The 23924-nt window shown below is 60.4% G+C and carries 24 protein-coding genes and 1 riboswitch; of the genes, 11 read left to right on the plus strand and 13 right to left on the minus strand.

The features are described from left to right. Window positions 1-2: 2 nt before the first annotated feature. A complete protein-coding gene (locus tag WG915_RS07800) occupies window positions 3-377 on the minus strand; it encodes a Rieske (2Fe-2S) protein (RefSeq protein ID WP_339564817.1) in 375 nt (124 codons plus the stop codon). A gap of 70 nt (window positions 378-447) precedes the next feature. Continuing rightward, window positions 448-3933, minus strand: a complete 3486-nt coding sequence (locus tag WG915_RS07805; RefSeq protein ID WP_339564818.1) for an indolepyruvate ferredoxin oxidoreductase family protein — start codon at window positions 3931-3933, stop codon at window positions 448-450. A 350-nt stretch (window positions 3934-4283) separates the two neighbouring features. On the opposite strand from WG915_RS07805, the gene WG915_RS07810 reads away from it, so the two are divergent. The 6 genes from WG915_RS07810 (at window position 4284) to leuS (ending at window position 11497) form a co-directional block, all read left to right on the plus strand. Further along, on the plus strand, window positions 4284-5471 hold the full coding sequence (locus WG915_RS07810; protein WP_339564819.1) for a sensor histidine kinase: 1188 nt from the start codon (window positions 4284-4286) through the stop codon (window positions 5469-5471). After that, window positions 5458-6114, plus strand: a complete 657-nt coding sequence (locus WG915_RS07815; protein WP_339564820.1) for a response regulator transcription factor — start codon at window positions 5458-5460, stop codon at window positions 6112-6114. The genes WG915_RS07810 and WG915_RS07815 overlap by 14 nt, the downstream gene beginning before the upstream one ends. Before the next feature lie 103 nt (window positions 6115-6217). Then, entirely contained in the window at window positions 6218-6922 is a 705-nt protein-coding gene (locus WG915_RS07820) for an ATP-binding cassette domain-containing protein (protein ID WP_339564821.1), read from the plus strand. A 29-nt stretch (window positions 6923-6951) separates the two neighbouring features. Next, window positions 6952-8313, plus strand: a complete 1362-nt coding sequence (locus WG915_RS07825) for a hypothetical protein (RefSeq protein WP_339564822.1) — start codon at window positions 6952-6954, stop codon at window positions 8311-8313. Window positions 8314-8394: 81 nt separating this feature from the next. Beyond that, window positions 8395-8544, plus strand: coding sequence for a hypothetical protein (locus WG915_RS07830; protein ID WP_339564823.1), 150 nt, complete (start codon window positions 8395-8397; stop codon window positions 8542-8544). A 130-nt stretch (window positions 8545-8674) separates the two neighbouring features. Next, a complete protein-coding gene (gene leuS / locus WG915_RS07835) occupies window positions 8675-11497 on the plus strand; it encodes a leucine--tRNA ligase (protein WP_339564824.1) in 2823 nt (940 codons plus the stop codon). A gap of 121 nt (window positions 11498-11618) precedes the next feature. On the opposite strand, the gene WG915_RS07840 is transcribed toward leuS, so the two are convergent. Next, window positions 11619-12164: a mycothiol transferase gene (locus WG915_RS07840; RefSeq protein WP_339564825.1), complete on the minus strand. Its 546-nt coding sequence runs from the start codon at window positions 12162-12164 to the stop codon at window positions 11619-11621. 104 nt (window positions 12165-12268) lie between these two features. Between WG915_RS07840 and WG915_RS07845 the strand changes: the two genes are divergently transcribed. Both WG915_RS07845 and WG915_RS07850 read left to right on the plus strand, forming a co-directional pair. Beyond that, window positions 12269-13231 carry a helix-turn-helix transcriptional regulator gene (locus WG915_RS07845; RefSeq protein ID WP_339564826.1) on the plus strand — a complete coding sequence of 321 codons (963 nt, stop codon included), beginning with the start codon at window positions 12269-12271 and terminating at the stop codon, window positions 13229-13231. After that, window positions 13228-13365, plus strand: a complete 138-nt coding sequence (locus WG915_RS07850) for a hypothetical protein (protein ID WP_339564827.1) — start codon at window positions 13228-13230, stop codon at window positions 13363-13365. Before WG915_RS07845 ends, WG915_RS07850 begins: the two co-directional genes overlap by 4 nt. Before the next feature lie 3 nt (window positions 13366-13368). Here the strand turns inward: WG915_RS07850 and WG915_RS07855 are convergent, their stop codons facing one another. Continuing rightward, complete coding sequence (locus tag WG915_RS07855) at window positions 13369-14121, minus strand: SDR family oxidoreductase (protein WP_339564828.1); 753 nt, start codon at window positions 14119-14121, stop codon at window positions 13369-13371. On the opposite strand from WG915_RS07855, the gene WG915_RS07860 reads away from it, so the two are divergent. Then, window positions 14105-15553, plus strand: a complete 1449-nt coding sequence (locus WG915_RS07860) for a succinic semialdehyde dehydrogenase (protein WP_445227804.1) — start codon at window positions 14105-14107, stop codon at window positions 15551-15553. The genes WG915_RS07855 and WG915_RS07860 overlap by 17 nt on opposite strands. Here the strand turns inward: WG915_RS07860 and WG915_RS07865 are convergent. The 5 genes from WG915_RS07865 to thiO all read right to left on the minus strand — a co-directional run bounded on the left by WG915_RS07865 (window position 15548) and on the right by thiO (window position 19377). Next, a complete protein-coding gene (locus tag WG915_RS07865) occupies window positions 15548-16252 on the minus strand; it encodes a hypothetical protein (protein ID WP_339564830.1) in 705 nt (234 codons plus the stop codon). The two genes, WG915_RS07860 and WG915_RS07865, sit on opposite strands and share 6 nt — an antisense overlap. Before the next feature lie 9 nt (window positions 16253-16261). Further along, window positions 16262-17341 (minus strand): molybdopterin-synthase adenylyltransferase MoeB, encoded by a 1080-nt coding sequence (gene moeB, locus WG915_RS07870; protein ID WP_339564831.1) that lies wholly within the window; start codon window positions 17339-17341, stop codon window positions 16262-16264. Beyond that, window positions 17338-18102, minus strand: a complete 765-nt coding sequence (locus WG915_RS07875) for a thiazole synthase (RefSeq protein ID WP_339564832.1) — start codon at window positions 18100-18102, stop codon at window positions 17338-17340. Before WG915_RS07875 ends, moeB begins: the two co-directional genes overlap by 4 nt. A gap of 4 nt (window positions 18103-18106) precedes the next feature. Then, window positions 18107-18298, minus strand: a complete 192-nt coding sequence (thiS, locus tag WG915_RS07880; protein WP_339564833.1) for a sulfur carrier protein ThiS — start codon at window positions 18296-18298, stop codon at window positions 18107-18109. Beyond that, a complete protein-coding gene (gene thiO / locus WG915_RS07885) occupies window positions 18295-19377 on the minus strand; it encodes a glycine oxidase ThiO (protein ID WP_339564834.1) in 1083 nt (360 codons plus the stop codon). The genes thiS and thiO overlap by 4 nt, the downstream gene beginning before the upstream one ends. Beyond that, window positions 19372-19492: riboswitch (TPP riboswitch) on the minus strand. (Overlaps the previous gene by 6 nt.) A gap of 18 nt (window positions 19493-19510) precedes the next feature. Between thiO and thiE the strand changes: the two genes are divergently transcribed. Continuing rightward, window positions 19511-20152: a thiamine phosphate synthase gene (gene thiE, locus WG915_RS07890; RefSeq protein WP_339564835.1), complete on the plus strand. Its 642-nt coding sequence runs from the start codon at window positions 19511-19513 to the stop codon at window positions 20150-20152. Here the strand turns inward: thiE and WG915_RS07895 are convergent, their stop codons facing one another. Further along, a complete protein-coding gene (locus WG915_RS07895; RefSeq protein WP_339564836.1) occupies window positions 20153-20857 on the minus strand; it encodes a type 1 glutamine amidotransferase domain-containing protein in 705 nt (234 codons plus the stop codon). A gap of 153 nt (window positions 20858-21010) precedes the next feature. On the opposite strand from WG915_RS07895, the gene WG915_RS07900 reads away from it, so the two are divergent. Further along, entirely contained in the window at window positions 21011-22237 is a 1227-nt protein-coding gene (locus WG915_RS07900; protein WP_339564837.1) for a PepSY-associated TM helix domain-containing protein, read from the plus strand. Between the two features lie 57 nt (window positions 22238-22294). Here the strand turns inward: WG915_RS07900 and WG915_RS07905 are convergent, their stop codons facing one another. The 3 genes from WG915_RS07905 to WG915_RS07915 all read right to left on the minus strand — a co-directional run bounded on the left by WG915_RS07905 (window position 22295) and on the right by WG915_RS07915 (window position 23853). Next, window positions 22295-22615: a DUF2853 family protein gene (locus tag WG915_RS07905; protein WP_339564838.1), complete on the minus strand. Its 321-nt coding sequence runs from the start codon at window positions 22613-22615 to the stop codon at window positions 22295-22297. A 126-nt stretch (window positions 22616-22741) separates the two neighbouring features. Further along, window positions 22742-23395 (minus strand): 5'-methylthioadenosine/S-adenosylhomocysteine nucleosidase, encoded by a 654-nt coding sequence (gene mtnN, locus WG915_RS07910; RefSeq protein ID WP_339564839.1) that lies wholly within the window; start codon window positions 23393-23395, stop codon window positions 22742-22744. Continuing rightward, window positions 23392-23853: an S-ribosylhomocysteine lyase gene (locus WG915_RS07915; RefSeq protein WP_339564840.1), complete on the minus strand. Its 462-nt coding sequence runs from the start codon at window positions 23851-23853 to the stop codon at window positions 23392-23394. Before WG915_RS07915 ends, mtnN begins: the two co-directional genes overlap by 4 nt. Window positions 23854-23924 lie beyond the last annotated feature (71 nt).

A 23924-nucleotide genomic window follows, 5' to 3' on the forward strand; every position in this document is an offset into this window, starting at 1 on the left:
CACTACTCCGCGAACAGCGCCTTGTCCTTCTGGGTGAGTTTCGCTTGCGTGAGGTCTTCGCGCGCCGGACCCCACACCCGCTCCCCCGTGCTCAGGTCAAACTGAGAATTGTGCTCGGGGCAGCGGGCTTTGCCGTTTTCAAAAATGTTCACCGTGCCGCCCTGATGCGGGCACTCCGAGCTATAGGCGATGAAGGTGCCCTTCTCCGGCTGCGCGATGATGAAGTTACCCACCTCAACCGCGCTTCCCACCGGTACGTCTTTGATCTTGATGGCGTTCGCGGGCAGCGGTTCCTCTTGCGCACTGCAGGCCGCGAGCACCGCCCCGGCGAAGGTCGAAGCGGTCCCCAGCAGAAACAAGCGACGTGAGCAGGCCATGGCCTTATTATGGGTCGGCCGGAGGGTTCTTGCAGTGCGGGCGCCTATCGACGTCGATAAGCGGCGAAGCCTAAGCGAACAAGTCCGCCCGAGCCTGTTCCAGCGCGGTACGGTACTCCGCAACGTTCCGCAACTTAATCTCGCCGAAGCCGCGCACCATATCTGGTAGCGACGCGGCAGCGGTGGCGCGGGTGAGCCAGTCCAGATCCACGCCTCGTTCCATGTGGGCGATGAGCTCGTCCACGAAGGCCTCGTAGTCCGTGATCAATTCTCGCTCGATGCGACGCTCCTCCGTCATACCGAAGATATCGAGTGGGGTGCCGCGCAGGCGCTTAGCCTGGGCCAGGCCCTTCAACGCCGGGCGTGCCCACGGGCCAAGGGTGATCTTCTTGTTCATGCCCATTGCGCGCAAGATCGGCGGATGCAGTTTGATGTTTACGCGGGCTTCCGGCCCGAAGTCGGCCTCGATGTCATTGGTGACCGTCGGGTCGGTGGCCAAGCGTGCGACCTCGTACTCGTCCTTGTAAGCCAAGAGTTTGTACAGGTAGCGGGCCACGGACTCTGCCAGCATCGTGGTGCCCAGACCGGTGGCTTCTTCGGCACGGTGCATGGCCTCGACGCGGGTCGTGTATCGACGGGCATAGGCGGTGTCCTGGTACTCCGTGAGCTCCAAGGTGCGCAGATTCATGATGTCGGAGAGGGTGTGCGTCGGTTGCGGCTTCTCCTCGGGGCGCATCGCTGCGAGGGTGCTGCTGAGCTCCGCAGGATCTGCTACCGCCTGGCGGCCACGGCGGAAGGACTGCAAATTGCGCTCAACTGCGACGCCATTGAGCTCGATGGCCTGCTCGATCGCAGCCGCGGAGATGGGCAGCGATCCGGTCTGGTAGGCCGCGCCTACGAGCAGCATGTTTGCCGTGTTGGAATCGCCGAAGAGCTCCTCCGTGAGGGCGACCGGGTTGAGCTGGACCAGGCGCTTGGTTGTTTCTCCGATGCGGGAGGCGATGTCATCAAGGTGTGGGTACGCCTTCTTGGTGTCCTTGACCATTTCGCCGGTAGGCACCTTCGCCGTGGAGAGCACGGCCACACTGCGCTCCGGGGAGGTCACCTTGAGGTTGATGCTGTCCGCGCCCACGAGACCGTCGGCGCACAGGTAGAGGTCAGCTTCGCCTGCACCGACCTTGGAGGCCTGCGCCGTCGGGTGTTGGGAGAGCTTCACGTCGGAGACAACGGCGCCACCCTTTTGCGCGAGGCCTGTCATGTCCACGGTGCGGGCAGAGAGGCCGTCGATAACCGCGGCGGTGGCCAGCACGGCAGACACCGTGACGACGCCCGTGCCACCGATGCCGGTGATGCGCAGGCCGTAGCTGTCGATGCGATCCAAGGACACTTCCATCTCCGGTTCCGGAAGCTCGGAGCTGGAGATTTCAGGGGCGCTGATGCGCTTGACGGTGTTGAGGCCCTGCTTGCGCTCCCCCGCGTTCGGGATATCCACAGTCATGAAGGAGGGGCAATCGCCCTCGATGCAGGAGAAGTCGAGGTTACAGGTGGATTGGTCGATGCGGGTCTTGCGGCCAAACTCGGTCTCCACCGGGTGCACGGAAAGGCAGTTGGACTTATCGCCACAGTCGCCACAGCCTTCGCAGATGCGCTCGTTGATCACCACGCGCTTGTTTGGAGTAGGGAACTCGCCGCGCTTACGCTTGCGGCGCTTCTCTGCGGCGCAATGCTGGTCATGCACCAACACCGTGACGCCAGGGACCGCGGCGAGTTCCCGCTGGACGTCGATAAGCTCATCGCGGGAGCGCACCTGGATGCCGGCTGGAACGCGCTTCTTTGTGCCACGGACATCATCGGTGGTGACCACGATGCGGGCCACCTTCTCCGCCTGCAGCAGTGTGAGCGTCTCGGTGAGGGACTTACCACCAACGGGGTCCTGGCCACCGGTCATGGCCACCGTGCCGTTGAAGAGCAGCTTGTAGGTGATGTTCACCCCCGCCGCTACTGCCGCGCGGACAGCCAAGGAACCGGAGTGGTCGAAGGTGCCGTCGCCCAAATTCTGCACAAAGTGCTTTTCCTTCACAAACGGCGCCATTCCAATCCATTGGGTGCCCTCGCCGCCCATCTGGGTGACGCCGATGACGTTGCCAACCTGCGCTTCTGGCTGCAACAGCACCATTGCGTGGCAGCCGATTCCGGCACCCACCAGTGAGTTCTCCGCGACCTTGGTGGAGGAGTTGTGGGGGCAGCCGGAGCAGAAGTACGGGGTGCGCTGCGCGAGCGGCAGGGAGATGCGGGTGCGCGTGGTTTCTCGGGATTCCAGCCAGCGCTCGGCCGCTTCGATGCGGTGCACCTTGCCGAGGCGATGCGCGAGCCCCTGGGTTACGGAGTCAATATCTAGCTCGCCGAAGCGGGAGAACAAGGTGGAGCCATCCTCGTTGGACTTGCCACGGATCGCCGGGGTGTGAGGGTGATCGTAGAGGATCTCGCGGATCATCGTTTCGATGAAGTCACGCTTCTCCTCCACCACGATGACCTCATCCAGACCCTCAATGAACTCGTAGAGAACCGTGCGCTCCATCGGGTACACCATGCCGAGCTTGAGCAGGCGGATGCCGCGGCGGTTCAGCTCATCTTCATCGATACCCATGCGCGAGAGCGCGGAGCGAACGTCGTTGTAGGTTTTACCTGCGGCGATGATGCCGATGCGGTCATCTCCGGTTCTCACCTCGATCTTGTTCAAGCCGTTCAGGCGTGCGTACTCGAGGGCGCGCGGCAAACGTACGTTGAGCTGGCTCTTCTCCAGGTCCATGAGGTTTTTTCCGAGCAGACGGCCACTCGGGATGTGCGGGCTTTCGCCCAGGTCACCAAACACCGGCGTGATGCGTTCTGGGGACACCTCGGCTGTGGCGGAACCATCGGCGACGTGCGCGGAAATCTTCAAAGAGGTCCACAGGCCGGAGGTACGAGACATGATTGCCGCGTGGACGCCAAGGTCAAGGATGTCTTGGGAGTCCGCCGGGTAGAGGATCGGCATGTAGAGGTCTGCGAGTTCCATTTCGGAAGCGCAGGGAACGGTGGAGGACTTCGCGCCGGGGTCGTCGCCAACGATGGCCACGGCCCCACCGGTTTTGCTGGTGCCGATCATGTTGGCGTGGCGCAGGGCGTCGGAGGCGCGGTCGAGGCCCGGGGCCTTGCCGTACCAGTAGCCGGTGACACCGTCGAGAGGCTTAATCACCTGCGCGATTTGGGAGCCCATGACCGAGGTGGCACCGATTTCCTCGTTGAGCGCTGGCTGGTGGACCACGTCATACGGCTCCAAGAAGCGGCGAGCCTTGCCCGCGAGTTCGAGGTCGTAGCCAGCCAGGGGTGAGCCTTCGTAGCCGGAGATGAAGGATCCGGTCTTGAGGCCGAGCCTACGGTCGAGCACAGCGCGGTCGCGGACCATGCGAGCCAGCGCGGAGATGCCGGAAAGAAAGACAGTTCCCTCTTCGCGGGTGTAGCGGTCTTCCAGTGAAAAGCCGCGGGCTGAGCGGCTGTGGTCAATAACGGAGGTCATGGTGCACCAATCCTTGCGTGTCGTTGCTCATGGGTGGAGCTCGGGTCAAGACAGTGACGGTGGTCACTAATGTGCTTGCACTGTAGCGCAGAACTGTGACCCAGACCATAGAATTTTGGGGATATTTTTGGAGGTTCCATTCCAGCCGATTTGCTAACTTTTCTGCTTCCGAGCAGTGCTTATCGACGACCACGGTTTTGTCCCACCGCTGCTGCGCGATGGCGCTTTGCTGGCTTAACTTGTAGAACAAAGATTTTTCGGGTGCGTGGGCAATAGTCCTCTAGTACTAGGCGCGCTGAGGAAGTTTTCGAGTATGACATTCTGGACAACATGAGAATGAAAGCGTGGAGGTGACCGAAGCATTGCGTGTCCTGCGAAATGTCCGAATCGGTGACGACTTCCTGGCAGGCATTGCCGTGTTGCTCAGCATTCTGATGCTGCTGAGTGCCTTGTCCAGCGGCGAGCCCAGCGATTGGCGCTACTTCGCTCTCAGCATCGGCTTTGTGATTACGCTGCTGTTCAATCGCGCATATGCACGCCTGGCTGGCTTTGGTTCCCTCGCTTTACTCACCGCATGGCAGCTGAACTGGGTCTCGCAACTGCCAGAAAATTCTGGATACGCGCCCTACCTGGCGGTCGCGCCCTTGGCCATCTACAACATCACTCGCTATTCCGGTTTGCGGTGGGGAAGAATCGCTGGCGTGTGGTGTGCTCTCGGGTCACTGATCTCGCCCTTTAGCTTCACGATGGTCGACGGCAATTGGGTGTACCCAGATCGGTGGGAATTGCTGCAAAGCCTGGCATTTCATTGGTTCGCCATCTTTGGGGTGTACATGTGGGCGGCGCGAGCGCGCGCGCAAGGGATTCGGGTACAGCGAGAACGAGAGCAAGACCTGCTCGCTGCACGGCAACGGGAGCACAATGACATCGCCCGTGAGATTCATGATGTGCTAGCGCATAGTCTGACCCTCATGAATGTGCAGGCCAATGCTGGTCTCATCGCGGGAAAGCAGGATAACCAGGCAGCATTGGCAGCGCTGACATCGATTAAGGAGACGAGCGCAGAGTCCTTAGCTGAGGTCAGAGCCATGATCGGATCGCTACGCGACGTAGAAATTGGCAATAAGGTTTGGGCAAGCCCGGAAGGGTTTGTCAGCGAAAGCCGGGGTGTCATCGAAGATTTTCGTTCAACCGGGATCAACGTAGTACTCGCGCCGAAGGATGTGCTTCCGGAGGTTCAGGGATTGCCTCCACGGATCCTCTTAGCCCTACACCGGGTGCTGGTGGAAGGACTGACTAATGTGCTCCGGCATCAGGGTTCGGAGAGCACAGTAATGGTGAAGATCCTGCGGAACCGGACGGCAATCAGCCTGAACGTCCTGAGTACCGGTGCGTATACCGCTACCCAGGAAGGAAGCGGGACTGGTTTGGTTGGACTGCAAGAAAGACTGAAGTCCCTGGGAGGACAGCTCAGCGCTACCCCTAGCGGAAGCAATTCCTTTAAGCTCCAGGCGGTGATTCCCCTTGTTAGCAACTAGGCCAATCCGAGTGCTGCTTGCGGATGACCAGCCACTACTGCTCTCTGCGTTGAGCACAATCTTGAATTCTGAGCCTGACATTGAGGTCGTCGCTAAGGCAAAAGACGGGGCAGATGCCGTGCGCCAAGCTGCGCACAGGGTTGTCGACGTCGTGGTTATGGACGTCGCAATGCCAGTGCTCGATGGCATCTCCGCAGCGCAAGAAATCTTGGCTATGCCGCACCCGCCGAAGGTGTTAATGCTGACCACTTTCAACGTAGAAGACAACATTCTGAGCGCTATCAACAGTGGTGTACAGGGCTTCTTGTTGAAGGATTCCGAACCGGAGGTACTTTTCGAGGCCGTCCGTTGCGTAAGTAGCGGGAAAGCGTACTTGGATCCGAGCGTAACGCCCCGTGTCCTCGCGGCCCTGAGAAAGTCCCCCACTCCGGCAGGTGACTTCAGTGAACTCCCCATCTCGGTACGGGAAAAGGAAGTACTGAAACTGGTTGCGCAAGGCAAGAACAATCAAGAGATATCCGAAGAACTGCGCATCAGCTTGTCGACGACAAAGTCCCATGTCTCCAGTCTCTTGGACAAATTGCAGGCACGAGATCGCGTGGCACTTGTAGTGGCAGCATTTCGAATGAAGCTAGTCGACTAAGTTCTGCTACCCCATAAGGGGTTGAACTGTGGGCCGGCTGAGCTCGGAAGAAATGGTCTCTAGCTGGATGTTTCTGTTAGCAGTGCCCTGTCAGACTTGCAGCATGGAATATTCACTAGAAGTTGATCGGATCAACGTGAAGCTGGGTGGTCAACCCATCTTGGAAGACTTTTCAATGTGCCTGCAGCCGGGACGCATCCATGCGCTTTTAGGCCGAAACGGTGCGGGTAAGTCCACCGCCTTTCGCGCGATACTGGGACTGATTGAACTGCAAGCCGGAGAGGTAAGAGTTCTGGGTGAGAGGTTCAAAAGACACTCACTGCGTCACATCGGTGCTTCCGTTAACGGGCCTGCCTTGTATGGTCACCTCAGCGCCACTGACAATGTGCGTATTCATGCACTTTCCTTGGGGTTGCCGAAGGCAGAGGTTGATCGTGTTCTCGATGCCGTGGGTCTCAGCGGAGCAGGTAAGAAGAAGGCAAAGAACTTCTCCACTGGTATGAAGGCACGCCTTGCTTTGGCAATCGCGCTGCTGGGGGACCCGAAGATTCTGATGCTCGACGAGCCACAGAACGGCCTGGACCCGCAAGGGATCGTGGATCTTCGCCACATGTTGCAGAGCTGGGCAGAACATGGTGGCACTGTCCTCGTTAGCTCACATCAGCTGGGTGAAATCACGCATCTTGCCCAAGATCTCACGGTGCTGCACTTGGGAAAGACTGCGTACACCGGGGCGCTTTCGGATTTCGCGCCTTCCGGGCAATTGGAGCAGAAGTTCCTGGAAACAACGATGAAAGGGACGCGGTAGTGCATCTGTTGCGAGCGGAGGTGCTCCGCGTGAAAGGTTCGGCACTGGCCTACTATCCCCTGCTTGCTGTGCCGATTGCATTGCTCAGTGGGCTTTTTGGAAGTGCAGTTGCCAGCGAAAACCTGCTGTACTGGCAGGCGTTGTTCGTGACCGGAATGATGGTTCCCATTGTCGGCCTAGCTGCGGGAATCGCAGAAACCAGAGAAATAAAGGCGAGATCGGGTGGAATGGAAACACGCAGTACCTCCCTGAAGATGCTGCGACTGTGCCGCTTCATCGTGTGCACTGTGGTGGTCGTGTGCCTGATCCTGGTCAATTTTGGCATCACCTATGCCATGACCGGAGCTAGTGATGCGGCATTAGCGGCACTCTTAGCCGCGATTGCCACACCGGGACTAGTGGGGATCCTGCAATGGGTCGCACGCGGTACAGGGACAGTGTTCGCGGTTCTGTTCGGTTTTGTGTGGCAGATAGGCGGCGTAACTTTAGCGGAGAACAGCAACTGGTTCCTGTATCCCCCAGCGTGGCAAGTGCGGATTCTGCTCCCCACCATCGGCATCCATTCCAATGCAGTTCCTTTGGTGGCGGGAGAACCCCTGCTCACAGAATCCCCCTGGTTGGCGATCCTCCTCAACCTAGTCTTGGGAATTTTCGGGGCGTGGCTGGCCATCCAGTTCCCACTTCGTCTCCGGCGAAAAGCACCGCGAGTAGAACAACAGCACCTGCAAAGCCCTGAGCTGACCCGTGCGCTCTCCGATCGGCAACCGCAATCTGTCTTGGTTCTGCTGTGGGTCCTCACAAGACTGCTTTTCACCACTGCGACCGGATGGTGCGTCGCGTTGTCGCTCGGAATGATCGCTCTAATTGCGTTGATCTACCCGCCGAACTACCTGGTTGCCTTCTACTCGCTGGGCCTACTACCGGTAGGTGCAGGAGTCTTAGCGGTCTTGGTGTGGTCGGTGCTGCGCCCAACGTGGAGCTTGTCGGTTGTGGAGACACCCGTACTCCGAAGTGCGGTGTTGCTATGGCAGAGCGCGGTGGTGGCGATACTGAGCTTAGTGACGGCAAGTCTGGTTGATCATTCCTGGCAGCGATTCATCTTGTGGACCCTAACTGGCATCCTGATGATGCTCAGCGCGCAAACGCTCCAGCTTTATTGGGGTGTCACTGTATCGCTCGGGGCTGTTGTGGTGTGGACTATTTTCTCGCTTACGCTGGGCGGCGATGTCCTCGCAGACACCCTGTTATGGTTCCCGGCGCTGCCTAGCTGGGGAATGACTGCGGTCGTTGGAACTAGGTTCCCCATCGCCGTCGTGACGTGTGTGCTGCTGATCGGGATCGGGCTCTTGGTGTCTCGCCGCGCTATTAGGCATGTGGAACGAACATGGTAGGCCTTGGCATCCCTGCAAAACGGTTCAGATTGCCATGCTGGTTGAAAAATATTTGCAACTATAGATATTAGTGACCTATGAATGGCAGTAGGATGGCTGCTTGTCTATCCGCATCGGGAGGCGAAAAAGATGAACCCTGGTTACCAAGAGATACTGATACTACTGGCTTTGCTTGGCGTGTTGGTTGGTTTCATAACGCTGATTGTTCTGCTGGCAAAGAAGTTCTTCTAGCGAGAGTTGAGCTGGGGTGTCAGCGTCGGGTCGCTACTGAACCGCCGTCGATAAGCTCGCGACCATCCCGCCTGCTGGGACGGCCCGACCAAACGCGCCGTCGAAAAGCCAAGGCAGTAGACTGTTTGGCATGACAAACCCGAGCGAAAGCACTCCGAATTTCCGCTATGGCGCGCCCCTAGCCGCCGATATTGAGAAGAAGTGGCAGCAGTACTGGCTGGATAACGGTACCTTCCATGCGCCTAACCCGGTCGGCGATCTAGCAACTAAGGGCACGCTCCCGGAGAACAAGCTTTTCGTTCAGGACATGTTCCCGTTCCCTTCCGGCGCTGGCCTGCACGTTGGCCACCCGCTGGGTTATATCGCGACGGATGTTTATGCCCGTTTTAACCGCCTGCAGGGTAAGAACGTGCTGCACACGCTGGGTTATGATGCCTTTGGCCTGCCGGCCGAACAGTATGCGATTCAGACGGGCACTCATCCGCGGATTAAGACCCAGGAGTCCATCGACAATATGGAGCGTCAGCTGGGACGCTTGGGCCTCGGCCACGATAAGCGACGCAGCGTAGCGACGACCGATACCGAGTACTACAAGTGGACCCAATGGATCTTCTTGCAGATCTTTAACTCCTGGTTCGATGAGGAGCAGCAGAAGGCGCGTCCGATCGCGGAGCTGATTTCTGAGCTTGAGGACGGTACCCGCGAGACGAAGGACGGCCGTAAGTACAACGAGCTCACTAAGCTGGAGAAGGCAGCAGCCATTGACGAATTCCGCCTGGTCTACCGCTCGCATTCCATGGTGAATTGGTGCCCGGGCTTGGGCACCGTGCTGGCCAATGAGGAAGTTACCGCCGACGGCAAGTCCGAGCGCGGCAACTTCCCCGTCTTCCGCAAGCAGCTCTCGCAGTGGATGATGCGCATCACCGCCTACTCCGACCGGCTCATCGATGACCTTGAGCTCCTCGACTGGCCGGACAAGGTCAAGTCCATGCAGCGCAACTGGATCGGCCGCTCGCGTGGCGCTGAGGTGGACTTCTCCTCCCCGGCCGGCGACCTGCGCGTCTTCACCACCCGCCCGGACACGCTGTTCGGCGCCACCTACATGGTGCTCGCCCCAGAGCATGAGCTTGTCGACGCCCTGACCGCTGCTTCCTATACCGCCGACGTTGACACCCGCTGGACCTTTGGCGCTGCCTCCCCTGCCGAGGCTGTTGCCGCCTACCGCGCCGCTATTGCTGCGAAGTCTGATTTGGAGCGTCAGGAGAACAAGGAAAAGACCGGCGTGTTCCTGGGCACCTATGCGGTGAATCCAGTGACCGGTGCAGAGGTTCCAATCTTCATCGCGGACTACGTTCTCACCGGTTACGGCACGGGCGCGATCATGTCCGTTCCAGCCCATGATGCTCGCGATTATGAGTTCGCCAAAGCATTTGGATTGCCAATCGTTGAGGTTGTCAAGGGTGGAAACGTAGAGGTAGAAGCCTTTACTGAATCCGGTGAGGCGATCAACTCTGCCAACGACTCCCTAGACATCAACGGTTTGAACAAAGCCGATGCCATTGAGAAAACCATCGCCTGGCTCAAGGAAACCGGCAAGGGCGAAGAGAAAATTCAATACAAACTGCGGGACTGGCTGTTCGCCCGCCAGCGCTACTGGGGCGAACCATTCCCAGTGGTCTACGACGAAGACGGCATCGCCCACGCTCTGCCGGAATCCATGCTCCCGATCGAGTTGCCGGAGGTGGAAGACTACAAGCCGGTTTCCTTCGACCCCGAGGATGCTTCCTCCTCCCCGCAGCCACCGCTTGCCAAGGCGAGCGAATGGGTCGAGGTGGAACTTGATCTTGGCGACGGGCCACGCAAGTACACCCGCGACACCAACGTCATGCCACAGTGGGCGGGATCTTCTTGGTACCAGCTGCGCTACATCGACCCAAACAACTCTGAAAAGTTCTGCGATCTGGAGAACGAACGCTACTGGACTGGCCCGCAGTTCGAAGGCGATTGTGGCGGCGTGGACTTGTACGTCGGCGGCGTCGAGCACGCCGTGCTGCACCTGCTGTACTCCCGCTTCTGGCACAAGGTCCTCTTCGACCTCGGCCACGTCACATCAGTAGAGCCGTACCGCCGGCTCTACAACCAGGGCTACATTCAGGCCTTCGCCTACACCGATTCCCGTGGTGTCTATGTTCCGGCAGCGGAAGTGGAAGAAAAGGACGGTAAGTTCTTCTACCAGGGCGAAGAAGTCGCCCAGGAATACGGCAAGATGGGCAAGTCCCTGAAGAATGCTGTCGCTCCCGACGAAATTTGCGATGACTACGGTGCAGACACGCTGCGCGTTTACGAGATGGCCATGGGGCCGCTAGACACCTCGCGACCATGGGCGACCAAGGACGTTATCGGCGCGCACCGCTTCCTACAGAGACTCTGGCGTCTTGCCATTTCTGAGGAGACGGGCGAGCTGGCGGTCACCGAGGCTGAGCTGACCAAGGACGACCTCAAGGCCTTGAACCGCACGATCGCTGGTGTGAGCGAGGACTACCAGGAACTGCGGCTGAACACCGTAGTGGCCAAGCTCATCGAATACGTCAACTACCTGACCAAGGCCTACAACGGTGGCGCACCACGGGCAGCCTTCGAACCACTCGTGGTCATGCTGGCGCCGATCGCGCCACACCTCGCGGAAGAACTGTGGACCCGACTCGGACATGAGGGAACCGTCGCCTACGTCGACTTCCCGAGCTTTGATGAGAAATACCTGGTAGACGACGAAGTCGAACTGCCAGTTCAAGTCAACGGGAAGGTCCGTGCACGCATCATGGTTGCGACCGATGCTTCCCAGGAAACCGTGACCGCGGCAGCATTGGATGCTGCGGCAGCGCATGTCGACGGCAAGACCGTAATCAAGCAGATCGTGGTTCCGGGTCGCATGGTGAACTTGGTGGTGAAGTAAAGCGGCTCGAAGATCATGATTTCACGATCATGATTAACAGAGTAGAGGTATTGCTACCTTGCGTTTAGCGTGCAGGGCACTCTCTTAATCATGATCGTGAAATCATACTCGTTGAGAGTCATCACCCCGCTAGATCATTGAGCTCGAAAGCCCCCTTGCCGTCGATGCTCTCGCGGATGATGTCCGCATGTCCGGCGTGCCGCGCGATCTCGGCAGTGATGTGGTGCAAACACCAGCGCGTCTCCCAGTGGGTCAATTCCGCGGGGATCCATGGTGACCAGGACTCCGGTACGGGTACTAGCGTGTCAAGATCGCTCAGTTGCTCCAGGTTGTGGCGGGCGAGCTCGACGTAGTGGTCAAAGGTTTCTAGGACCTGTGCTAGCGGACGCTCATCGGCGATGAGCTGGTCCAGCATGTGGTTTTCCTCGAAACCTGCCGGCAGGCTCGGGGGATTCGGCGCTGCGATTACTGATGCGCTCCAGAACAACGCAACTTCAGCTGCGTGGAGCAATAGGCCAGTCAGGTTCAGGCTGGAAGCGCTTGGAGTGCTGTGTGCTTGCTCGTCTGTCAGGCCGTGGACGGTGGTGCGAATCTGGGCCAGCTGCTGGAAGATGTAGGTCTTGTGGACAGCGATTTCGCCTGCCGCATTCGGGGTGAGGAATCCCATGGGTGTCTCCTTTGTGGGCTTGAAAATGTGCTCTCGTAGCACTGATTTCAGGATCGCACCCATAGCGGACAGATCCTGTCCGCTATTTCCGGCATAGTTGAGATATGACTGATCCGACATCTCGAATCCTGTCGCTGCTGGGGCTGCTCGAGAGCCGTGACTGCCGCACCGGAGCGCAACTGGCTGAGCGACTCGGAGTGACACCGCGGACTTTGCGACGGGACGTCGACAAGCTGCGCAACCTCGGATACGTGGTGCAGGCGGAGGCCGGACCCGGTGGCGGCTACATTTTGGGCCGGGGTGAAGTGCTGCCGCCGCTGCTACTCGACGACGAACAGGCATTTGTGGTCACCGCGGCGCTACTGAGGGTGGCCAATTCAGGAAACGGTGAAGAAGCCGAGGCAGCAATGAGTGCGCTGTCCACTCTCGACGGATTGTTGCCAACTACGGTGCGTCAGCGACTAACTGCGGTGCACACTGCGGCCTCATTTTCCTCCTCCAGTGACGCGCTGGATATCGGTGTTTTGTTGCCATGCGCGGAGGCAATTAGGCGACAGGTGCGCCTGGAGTTCTCCTACCGGGATCGAAAAGGCATGCTCACCGAGCGCCGAGTAGAACCACATCGCTTGGTCTCGCGGGGTCGGAATTGGCTATTGCTCGCCTTCGATCTACACCGTAAGGACTGGCGTACCTTCCGAGCGGATCGCATCACCGCGCCCAAAATCGGGACGTGGCACTTCCACGAGCGTGCCGATGTCAGCGAAGCGTTGCAGCGCCTCGCTGAGCCGGTGCCGGTCACGGCTTGGGAACACCAGGTCATCGTGCACATTCACGCGACTTGCGACGAAGTCGTGGCAGCTGCCCCGCGCCTTAACCAGTATGTTCGCCCGTTAGATGCTGCTACTACCCTGTTCGCTACCGGAGCCGATGATCCACACGCGGCTGCCCATTGGTTAAGTGCGATTCCGTTCGATTTCACTGTGATCGGCGATGAAGCAGTCATAGCAGCGACGCACGAGCTTGGTGAACGCCTCAGCAAGGCCGCCACCATGATTTCACGATCATGATTAACAGAGTAGAAGCATTGCTACCCAGCGCTTTGCTTGCGGGACACTCTCGTAATCATGATCGTGAAATCATGGTCTTGCCGGGGAGCGACGGAGAGCGCCCGGGAGCGCCGGGCTTGCCGGGCCTTGCGTAAGCACTAACGCGGCGCGCCGGAAAATGCCCGCGTCACCAACCTGGCGACGCGGTTCGGGGCAAGCTGACGCGCGAGGTAAATGGCCTTGTCCTGCGGAGAAACACCCCAGTGGATGCGTCCGCGGGTCCAGCGATTCGGGTGCGTTGCTGCCCAGATTGCGTCAGCGACTTGTTCCGGGGTGATGCGCACGCCGAGGCGGCGCACTGAGGTTGCGGAGTTCTCTGCAAGGGCGGTCCGTGCCCACAGTGGCCAGATGGCCACCACGCGGATGCCGGCGTGGGCCCACTCCAGGGACAGTGCTTCGGTCAACCCGGCGACGTAGAACTTTGATGCCGAGTACACCGAGATTTCCGGCTGGCCATAGGTGGCGGCGGCGGAAGACATGTTGACTAGCTGCGAACCGCGCTTCAGGTAGCGTTTTGCTGCTTGGGCACCGTAGGTGACGCCGGTGCAGTTGATGTCGATTTGGCGTTTGACTGCTTCTGGGCTGATGTCGGCAAGGAGGCCTGCGGCGATGATGCCAGCGTTGTTGTCCACGATGTCGATGGTGCCGCCGACTTGGCCGGCGAAGTCTGCAAGCGCTTCATCCCACGATGCGGCGGAGGTGACGTCGAGGTGTCCGGAGATTAGCCGTTCGTGCTGGTATTCAACAGGGGCGATGTCGTAGGCGCCCACGGTCCAGCCTTCGGCGAGGAATTTTTCGGCAACGGCGCGGCCAATACCTTGGGCGGCTCCTGAGATGAAGATTGATTTCATATCAGCGACTATATTCGTGTTCATGATCACGATGCACACTCGCGAAGAAACTTTGGCAGCTTTCGACAGGGCCCGCGCCGCCCAGGCGTGCCGTCCGAGCACGAGCGAATTGAGTCGCATTTTCCTGCGTTATCATGACCTCGTGCTGGAGCGGCAAGGTGAGCTTCTCGACGTCATCCAGCAGGAAACCGGGAAGGCCCGCGGGCATGCCTTTGATGAGGTGATGGACGTGGCGATCACCTCCCGTCACTTCGCCAAGATCGCGAACAAGGTGCTTAGGACTGAGCGGAAGAAGGGCGCGCTTCCTGTGCTCACGCGCACCACGGTGGATCATTGTCCTACGGGCGTGGTGGGGATTATCGCGCCGTGGAACTATCCCCTTTCGCTGGCGATTTCGGATGCCATTCCGGCGTTGCTCGCCGGAAACGCCGTGGTGCTCAAGCCCGATGTAAACACACCACTGACCGCTCTGAAAGCAGCGGAGCTGCTGTATGAGGCAGGTTTGCCGCGAGAGCTGTTGCAGGTGGTCACGGGCCGCGGTAGCGAGGTGGGCCAGGCTATCGCGCATGAGTGTGACTACTTGATGTTCACCGGCTCCACTGCCACGGGACGGATCCTCGGGGCCATCGCCGGTGAGCGCTTGATCGGTTACTCGGCGGAGCTGGGTGGCAAGAACCCGCTCATCGTGGATGAAACTGCGGACATCGCCAAGGCGGTGCAGGTGGCGGCCCAGGCGTGCTTCGCCAATTCGGGGCAACTATGTATCTCGGTGGAGCGGATCTACGTCCATAGCGAGCTCTTTGAGGAGTTTGCTGCCGCATTCGCGGAGCGCGCGAACGCGGTCACCGTGGGCAACGGCGGCTGGGAGTATGAGATGGGGTCCTTGATCAGCGAGGATCATGCACACAAAGTCCACGAGTTCGTCAGCGATGCCGTGGACAAGGGGGCCCGGGTTCTCGCGGGTGGCTCAGCACCGGTTGGAAAGTTCTACCGCCCGACCGTGCTGGTGGATGTTCCCGAAGATGCGCGACTCAAACGAGAGGAAGTCTTCGGACCAGTGGTCTACCTGGAGTCCTTTGCCACTCGGGCGGAGGGGATCGCTAAGGCGAATGACACGGACTATGGATTGAACGCTTCGGTCGTCGCAAAGCCAAGCGTGGCGCGGGAGATCGCGACCCAACTGGAGGCAGGCACCGTGAACCTCAACGAGGGCTTCGCGGCAGCATGGGGCTCAGTGGATGCCCCGATGGGTGGCTGGAAGGCCTCCGGGCTGGGACGTCGCCATGGCGCCGCCGGACTACTCAAGTTCACGGAGAGCCGTACGGTGGCGGAGCAACGGCTCGTGCCGCTATCCGGACCGGCGTGGCTGGACCGCCAACGCTACGCCCAGGTCATGAGTACTGCGCTGCGGCTGGGCAAGAAAATTCTATAGCCGGTTGATGTGGCGCAGTGTCACTGCGGAGTAGTACAAGTCCGCCGTGTCCAGGCAGCCTTGCCGGTGGTATTCCAACTCGTTTTGGTACACCGAGGTGCACACCGCTTGCATGTCTTTCCGCAGTGCGATGTTGCACCAGCCGTAGCCCAGGCCGTAGAACAAGGACTCTTCCATGCATAGGTCGTGGTTGGCGCAGGCGCCACGGAAGTCGGCGTTTAGTTCCGGGGTGACATAGTAGTTCGGCGAGGAAGTGCAGTAGTCGTGCAGGCCGGGGTGCAGGGCGGAAGGATCGTACTCGTAGAAGTCTGGGATGGGGACAGTCCCAGGTGATGAGGGGCGCCCAGTGTCCGCGGTGAAGTCCGGTGCAAGGCGCACAGCCGTAGTCTCTTGGTCGCGGGGCACGAGGCGCAGGGTGCCATCCTGGTACAACTCGAGGACGTGGTTTGTCGGCTCCCCGTCAGGGTTGAACACCGTCGGGCCGATGTGCGGGTCGGAGCCAACGATCACCGAGACCTCGTTGTTGAGCGCATCCTCCGCGGTTGCTGGGATGCGCAGCTCCGAAGACAACCCCGCACGGGCACCGGCATAGCTCAGCTCCGCGATGGCGGTTTCCGCCGACTCGATGAGCGGGTCAGCGGCGGCAGGCTGGGCGAAAAGCACCATCCCGAGGGCCACCAACCACCGCACAGTACGCATGGTCAGATCTTAAGATGTAGCGCCGTGTTGCGCTCGCCAAGCCACAAAACCACCTTGCAAGCTCAACAAATGCTTTTTGGTTTCCCGCTCGACCAGCTTGATGGCACGCTCCGAGCGGATACCCGATTGGCAGTACAGCGTGAGAGTGTCCCCCGGGATGTCACTCAGTGCCGCCCAACCGCGTTCCTCGATGTCCACAAGTGGCACCAGCAGCGCGCCGGGGATGGTGCCGGCCGCGGTTTCTTCCGGGGTCCGGACGTCGATAAGCGTGCCCCGCGGCTCGGGCGTTGTGGGCGCCGGCGTGGCGGTGGCGCAGACCTCGCGCAGGTGTGTAAGCGTGCGGGGCGGGACGCGCGCGGGGTCGCGCTCAAAGCTGAGCTCGCGTGTCGACGCCTGCAGCGCATCAACCAGGAGCAGCTTGCCGACGGCCGGTCGTCCCACCCCTGTGATCAGCTTGAGCGCCTCGATGGCCAGCATCGCACCGATCATGCCCGCTAGTGCCCCGAATATGCCGCCGACTGCGCAGCTCGGAATGGCGTCGGCCGGTGGGATATCTGGGAAGAGATCGCGCAGCATCGGGCCCGCGTTTGGGTCGAAGATGGAGAGTTGGCCCTGGAACTGGGAGATGGTGCCCCACACGAGCGGGGTCCCGGTGATCTCGGCGGCATCATTGGACAGGTAGCGGGTAGCAAAATTGTCGGTGCCATCAATTGCCAAGTCGTGGTCGCGGAACAGAGCCAAGGCATTGTCTGGAGTCAGGCGCTCCCGGAGCGGGGTGACCTTGATGAAAGGGTTGAGTCGTGCCAGGGCGTCGCGAGCGGAATCCACCTTTGGGCGCCCTATGTCCGCCATGCGGTGAATTGTCTGTCGTTGGAGGTTCGATTCTTCGACCAGGTCATCGTCGATGACCGTGATGTGGCCAACGCCCGCAGCGCCCAGGTAGTTCAGGATGGGTGAACCGAGTCCGCCCGCCCCGATCACCAGGACGCGCGCCTGCTTCAGCTTAAGCTGACCCTCCTCCCCCACACCGGGCAGCGTGAGGTGGCGGGCGTAGCGGCTGCGTTCGGCTCCGGACAGGGAGTTGCTCATTGTGCTTCCTGCGAACCGGAGATGCGACCATCAAAAGCAGAGCTGGCCTGGGCTAAGCGGCGTTTCGGGATCCGTCCGGCCTCGTAGGCGTGGCGGCCCGCGATCACGGCGTGCTTCATCGCGGTGGCCATCTGGACCGGATTGTGAGCGCGGGTGACTGCGGTGGCGAGCAGTACTGCGTCGCAGCCGAGTTCCATGGCCAGTGCCGCATCAGAGGCGGTGCCGAGGCCTGCGTCGAGGATGACGGGAATCCCGGCCCGTTCCACGATGAGCTCGATGTTGTGCGGATTAAGGATCCCGAGCCCGGTGCCGATCGGGGCGCCAGCAGGCATGACCGCGGCGACGCCGACGTCCTCAAGTCGGCGGGCTAGCGCCGGGTCATCGTTGGTGTAGGCGAAAACTTGAAAGCCTTTGGTGACCAGCTGATCTGCGGCGTCGAGGAGCTCTATGCCGTCGGGTAGCAGGGTGTCTTCGTCAGCGATGACTTCGAGTTTGATCAGGTTCGTTTCCAGCGCTTCGCGGGCAAGTTCCGCGGTGAGGACGGCATCGCGGGCGCTAAAGCAGCCAGCAGTGTTGGGCAGCGCCTGGATGTGGTTGCGTTTGAGCAGCTCAAAGATGCTCGCTCCCGTTGCGGGGTTGTAGCGGCGCATCGCCACGGTAGTTAAAGCGGTGCCCGATTCGATGAGTGCCCGTTCCAGGGTGGTCAAGGAGGTTGCGCCGCCGGTGCCCATGATCAGGCGGGATTGTGCCAGAAATTCCATGGTGCTACCCGCCCTGCGCTGCTGTGACGATTTCGACATCGCCTGCTACCGGGGTGTCCTCCCAGCGACTCTTGGGTACCACGGCGCCGTCGATTGCCACCGCGATTCCGGCGGTGCGTCCGATTTGCGCCTGGATGAGCTGCTGCACTGTTTCCCCTGGGGTGGGTCGGTAGGGAGAGCCGTTTACTGTTGTCATCTCTTCTCCTCGAATCGAAATGGGTTGATGGCGGCGGCCGTTTCAGCAGGAATCTGCACACCGAGGACGATGTCCGCTGTGAGTTTGGCGCCGATCGCGGCAAGCAGGATGCCGTGGCGAAAATAGCCGGTAGAGACGGTGGTGTTCGTAGCGATGCGACCGATCATGGGGACATCATCGGGTGAACCAGGGCGGGCGCGGGCCGTCATCTCGGCAATGGTGCATTCCCACAGGGAGGGAAGGATGTGGTGGGCGTCGCGAAGCAGCTGGTGGACGCCCTCCGCGGACACTCCGGGGCCATCCTCGCGGGAGGTCGCGCCGAGGACCACGGTGCCGTCGCTGCGCGGGACAAGATAGACAGGGCGACCACGCACCACTGCCCGGACGGTGCGGCTGATCAGCGGTTGGAGGTGCGCGGGTACGTTGAGTCGCAGCACATCGCCGTAGACCGGGCGCAGCGGCAGCGCCGGCAGCCCCGCGATGTCGGCGGTGTGCAGCCCCGCAGCGACAACGATGTGGTCGGCGGCGTAACTGCTTGTCGACGTCCGTACCTGCGTATCCACCCGCACCACCTCTTCCCGCACCACGCGATCCCCGAGTAGGTGCAGCAAGGCCGCGCAGAACTTCCGGGGGTCAATCTGGTGGTCTCCCGGGATGTGGACCGCCCCCAACACGCCGGGCCCGAGGGCTGGTTCCATGCGACGGGCCTGCGTGGCAGTGAGGCGTTCTACTGCGCCGATCTCGGATTGCAGTTCGACGAGTTCGGAGAGGGTGACACGATCGGCCGCGTCACCCGCACAGACGAGGGTTTCGGAGGTGAGGTAGCCAACGTCCATGCCGGAAGCCTCGGTCACTGAGGCGACGAGCGCTGGGTAAAGCTGCTTCGACTGTGCCATGAGGGGATACAGCGTCGGTTGATCCCACACGACCTCAGAAACGGGGGCGAGCATCCCAGCGGCAGCAAAGCTGGCCTCGGAGACCGGTGCTGGGTCAAAAACTTGTACGGTGTGGCCGCGTTGCTGCAGCTCCCAGGCCGTCGATAAGCCGACGATGCCGGCGCCCACGATTGCGACATGCATGGTTTTCATCCTTCCTACGGCGGCATGACCCGCATCAGGTGTGGTGGTCGGCGCGTATCGCGCGCCCTCTCAGCCCCCTCGGGTATTTCTCCTAGGGGCTCCCACGGACTTTCTGACACCTACTATAGAGCTCATGGATCGCCCAGAACGCCTAAAGCAGCTTTCCGAAGCCCGCCTGTACCTATGCACCGATGCCCGTACCAAACGGGGGGACCTGCGTGAATTTTTGCACGAGTGTTACGCATCCGGCGTGGATATCATCCAACTGCGGGACAAGAAGCTGGAAGCCCGCGCTGAGATCGCGGCGCTGGAAATTCTGGCGGAGGTAGCGCAGGAACACGGCAGAATGTTTGCGGTTAATGATCGCGCGGATGTGGCGCTGCTGGTGGGCGCTGACGTGTTTCACGTTGGCCAAGGCGACCTCAGTACGCAGCAAGCGCGCCGGGTGCTTGGGTCCGAGGTGCTCATCGGGCGTTCGAATAACTCGGTGGCACAGTTCGCGGCGTCTAACGCTGATCCTGGCCTGGACTATGCCGTCATCGGGCCGGTGTGGCCCACGCCGACTAAGCCAGGCCGACCAGCAGTGGGACTCGACGTGGTCGCAGAATGCTCGGAGATCGCGGGCGAGAGGCCGTGGTTCGCCATCGGCGGCATCTCCCCCGACACCGTTGGACAGGTGCGCGCGAGCGGGGCCCGTGGCGTGGTGGTGGTACGCGCGCTGACCGAGGCGGCGTCGATCCCGGAGGCCGCCCACGCGCTGCGCGGCACTGAGTAGTTAAGTCAGTTCGGCGATCAGCAGCTCGGCGAGCTCCTGAGAGGACTGCGGATTTTGGCCGGTGAAGAGGTTGCCATCCTGGACAACCTTGGGGCGCATCGGCAGCAACGCCTTCTGATAGTTCATGCCGGCTGCTTTGAGTCGGTCCTCTAGCAGCCATTTCGCCTTCTTCGCCGCCGGGTTGATGATCTCCTCCGCGTTGGAAAAGGCCGTGACATTCTTATTGGCGAAGGGCGTTTGGCCAGTGGCTTCGTCGATGGTGGCTAGGAGCGCTGCCGGAGCGTGACACAGCAGTGCCAGCGGTCGGCCGGAGGCGAGTCGCTGGGAGAGGAGCTCTCCGGAAGTCTTGTCATAAGCGAGGTCCTCCATGGGGCCGTGTCCACCGGGGTAAAAGATCAGGTCGAATTCATCTGGGTTGATGTCTGCGAGGTCGCGTGGGTTACTCAGCTGCGGCTCCAACTCGGCGAGCTTTTCCTTGAACTTGGCAGCCGCCGACGGCAGCACACCACCCTTGATGCTCAGGCTGGTTTCATCTACCGTGGGCGTTTTGCCGCCTGGGGTGGCAAAGGTAATCTCCATTCCCGCGTTTTGGAAACATTCATAGGGAGTGAGCAATTCTTCCGCCCAGAATCCGGTCGGATAGGTCGAGCCGTCTGCCAGAGTCCAGTGATCTGCGGCACTCACGACCATCAGTACGTTTGCCATAGTTCAGCCTCCTCGATTTGTGCTTTTTCAGTGCGGTGGCACCGAGGATACGGGACATTTGGCGGCTATATCAACAATGAAATTCTGTTTCCCCGGGAACTTTCGGGCGGGGCAATCTGGGGTTAACCGAAACGTCCATCGGGGAACCTATCGGTGTTGGAACCCGACTACTACCCCGTGATTACACAAGCCAACTCATATCTGCGCGCCAGCGTGCGCAGACTTCATCTCATCGCCGGCCTCCTGGTCGGCCCGTTCATTCTGGTAGCCGCGCTCACCGGCTTCTTCTATGCCTTCGCCCCTACCGCGGAGCAGGTGGTCTACCACGATGCCTACGTCGCGCAAACCCCCGGCACTTCGCGGCCGCTGAGTGAACAGACTGCGGTAGCGCAGCGCGAGCATCCTGACCTCAAGGTCTCCGCTGTGCAGGTCAAAGACGGTGCCAACACCAGGGTGTTGTTCAAGGACGAGTCGCTGCCGAGCAAAAGCTACCGGCAGGCAGTGTTCGTGGACCCAGTATCCCTGGAGGTCAAAGATCAATTCATCCAGTACGGCAGCTCTAATGCTTCCCCACTGCGTACCTGGCTCAGCCGCGGTCACAAGGACCTGTGGCTAGGCGAACCAGGACGGATCTACTCCGAATTGGCCGCCTCCTGGCTCGGAGCACTCGCGATCGCCGGCCTGTACCTGATGCTCACGCAGCGGGTGAAGCAGAAGCGAATGAGCGTGCGACGACACAGCCAGCTCGGCGCGTGGCTGTTTCCGGGGCTGCTGTTCCTCACTGTCACTGGGTTGACGTGGTCGCTCGTTGCGGGCGAGAACATCGGCAAGGTGCGCAAGATGCTGAACTGGATGTCGCCGACACCGCCGTCGCAAAGCGAGATGGTGCCCTTTGATCAAACACTGGCCGTGGCTCGCGAACAGGGGCTGACGGGCATGCTGGAGCTGAGCTCGACGGGCGTAGCCAGGGAGTCGCGCGGCCCATTCCGCTTCGCGATTGACCAGGTCATCGTCGGGCCAGATGGGCAACTGGTGGGCCGCATCGACTTCGAGCAGTGGCCACTGGCCGCCAAGCTCACCAACTGGCTGATCGAACTGCACATGGGTATTTTGTTCGGCATTTGGTCGGAGATCGCGCTTGGGTTGCTGGCCGCGGGCATCATCGTCATTACGGTACTGGGCTACGTGGCGTGGTTCCGCTCCGCGCGCAAGGGCCTGCCGAAGCCGGTGCGTTTCCAGCCAGTGCTAGCGGTGTTGCTGGTGATCTACGCGGTGTTCGCGCCGCTGTTCGGCATCTCGCTGCTCGCATTCGTGCTTATCGACGTCCTGCTACAACTCTCCCGGCGCCGAGCGAAAACTAAAGAAGCTGTGAACGCATAACAAAACCCGCTGACCTACCGCATCTGGACAGGTCAGCGGGTTTCTTGTTAGAGCTGGTTACTTGAACATGCCCAGCTTGCCGAACTTCTCCGCGAGGAGGTAGTACACGGCGAGGCGGCCGTTCTTAGTGCCGTCCTTCATCTTGGCGCCGACGGCCTTGATGGCCTCGTCCAACTTCTCATCGGACTCGGTGAGGCCCAGCTTCTTCTTCAGGAAGTTCTCGCGCACCGTCTTGAGTTCCTCTTCGTCGCTGAAAGAGACGTAAGCGGCGTCAGCGTTGGAGAGGGTCAGGCGGTAGGTCTTGAGCATGCTTTCGAGAACAGCGTCGTCGGCTTTAGGTGCGTACTTCTTGACGTCTGCGATCCAGTCCTTAGACATACAGCGTCTCCTTATTTTGTGAGAGGAACAGTTGCCTTAATCCTAGCGTCGTTAGAGACACCGAAGAATAGTTTTATGTTTACTTGTTAGCTATTTCTCTGCTGGATACGCGCATAGTTCAGGGCTTTAGCCCCTGGCCTGCAGGAATGCTTGCGCCGCTGTGAAGCTGTGTTCGGCGGCGAGCTCGCCATCGATATGGAAATCCTGGCCTGCCTGCGGGCCACACAGGTCAGAAACCGCGCGCAGAGACACCCATGGCACTCCCGCGGCGTAGCAAGTTTGCGCCATAGCGGCCGTCTCCATGTCCGTGGCGATGGCTTCCGGGAAGCGTCCGCGCGCCTGCTCCACGTTGGCTGCCGTAATAAACGCATCCGCGGAGACTATCCGGCCGGTCTTATGCGGCCGGTCTAGCGTTGGGACGGTCAGCGCGTTATATGACACCGGCATGCCCGGTACCTGACCCGGCTCGTAGCCAAAGGCGGTGGCATCAGCCATGGAATAGATCGCGTTGGTCGCCACCGCGATCTCGCCGACCTGAATGTCCACGTGCAACCCGCCGCAGGTGCCGGCCGCGATGACGAGCTCGGGGTCGTCGGCAAGCATCAGTGCGCGGGCCGTGCCAGCCGCCGCGTTGGCCAAGCCGATACCGGTGATGGCGACGAGCTTATCGACGCCAAAGTGAAACTGCTGGTTGCCGATGGTTTCGACTTTGTGGTCGCTCGGTAGTTCGGCGAGGAACGGCGCTGCCTCCATCTCCATCGCGCACTGGATGATGATCACGCCATGACCTCGGTCCACTCGGCCTTCTTGGCCAGGAACTTCTTCGCTTCCTCCTGCGCACCCTCCAAAGAGTGGTTCGCGCCCCAGCCGCACTGGATCTCATTGGCGGCCGGAACCTCGGTTGCTACGAGGATGTCATTCATGGTCTTTTCCAGAATCCCCAGGAAATCGTCCATCTCCACCGCGAGGGTCAGGGCATAAAAACCGGTCTGGCAGCCCATTGGGGAGAAATCGATCAGCTTGTCAGTGTGGTTGCGCATCAGCTCGGCGCTCAGGTGCTCCAAGGAGTGGATCGCCGGCATGTCCAGGTGCTGCTGGTTGGGCTGCGCGAAGCGAACATCGTACTTAATCAGGACGTCGCCACCAGGCAATTCCTTGCGATCCGCCACCCGCACATACGGGGCCTTCACGGCGCGGTGGTCAAGGTTAAAGGACTCTACGTTCATGCGATCAGTCATGAGTTTCAGTGTAGCGGGGCTTTTCGACCTCAGTTGACCCCCTAGCTTGTTTATGAAAACAGCGTAGTTTT

The organism is Corynebacterium sp. H128 (assembly GCF_037482625.1).
In the GTDB taxonomy this organism is placed as follows: Bacteria; Actinomycetota; Actinomycetes; order Mycobacteriales; family Mycobacteriaceae; genus Corynebacterium.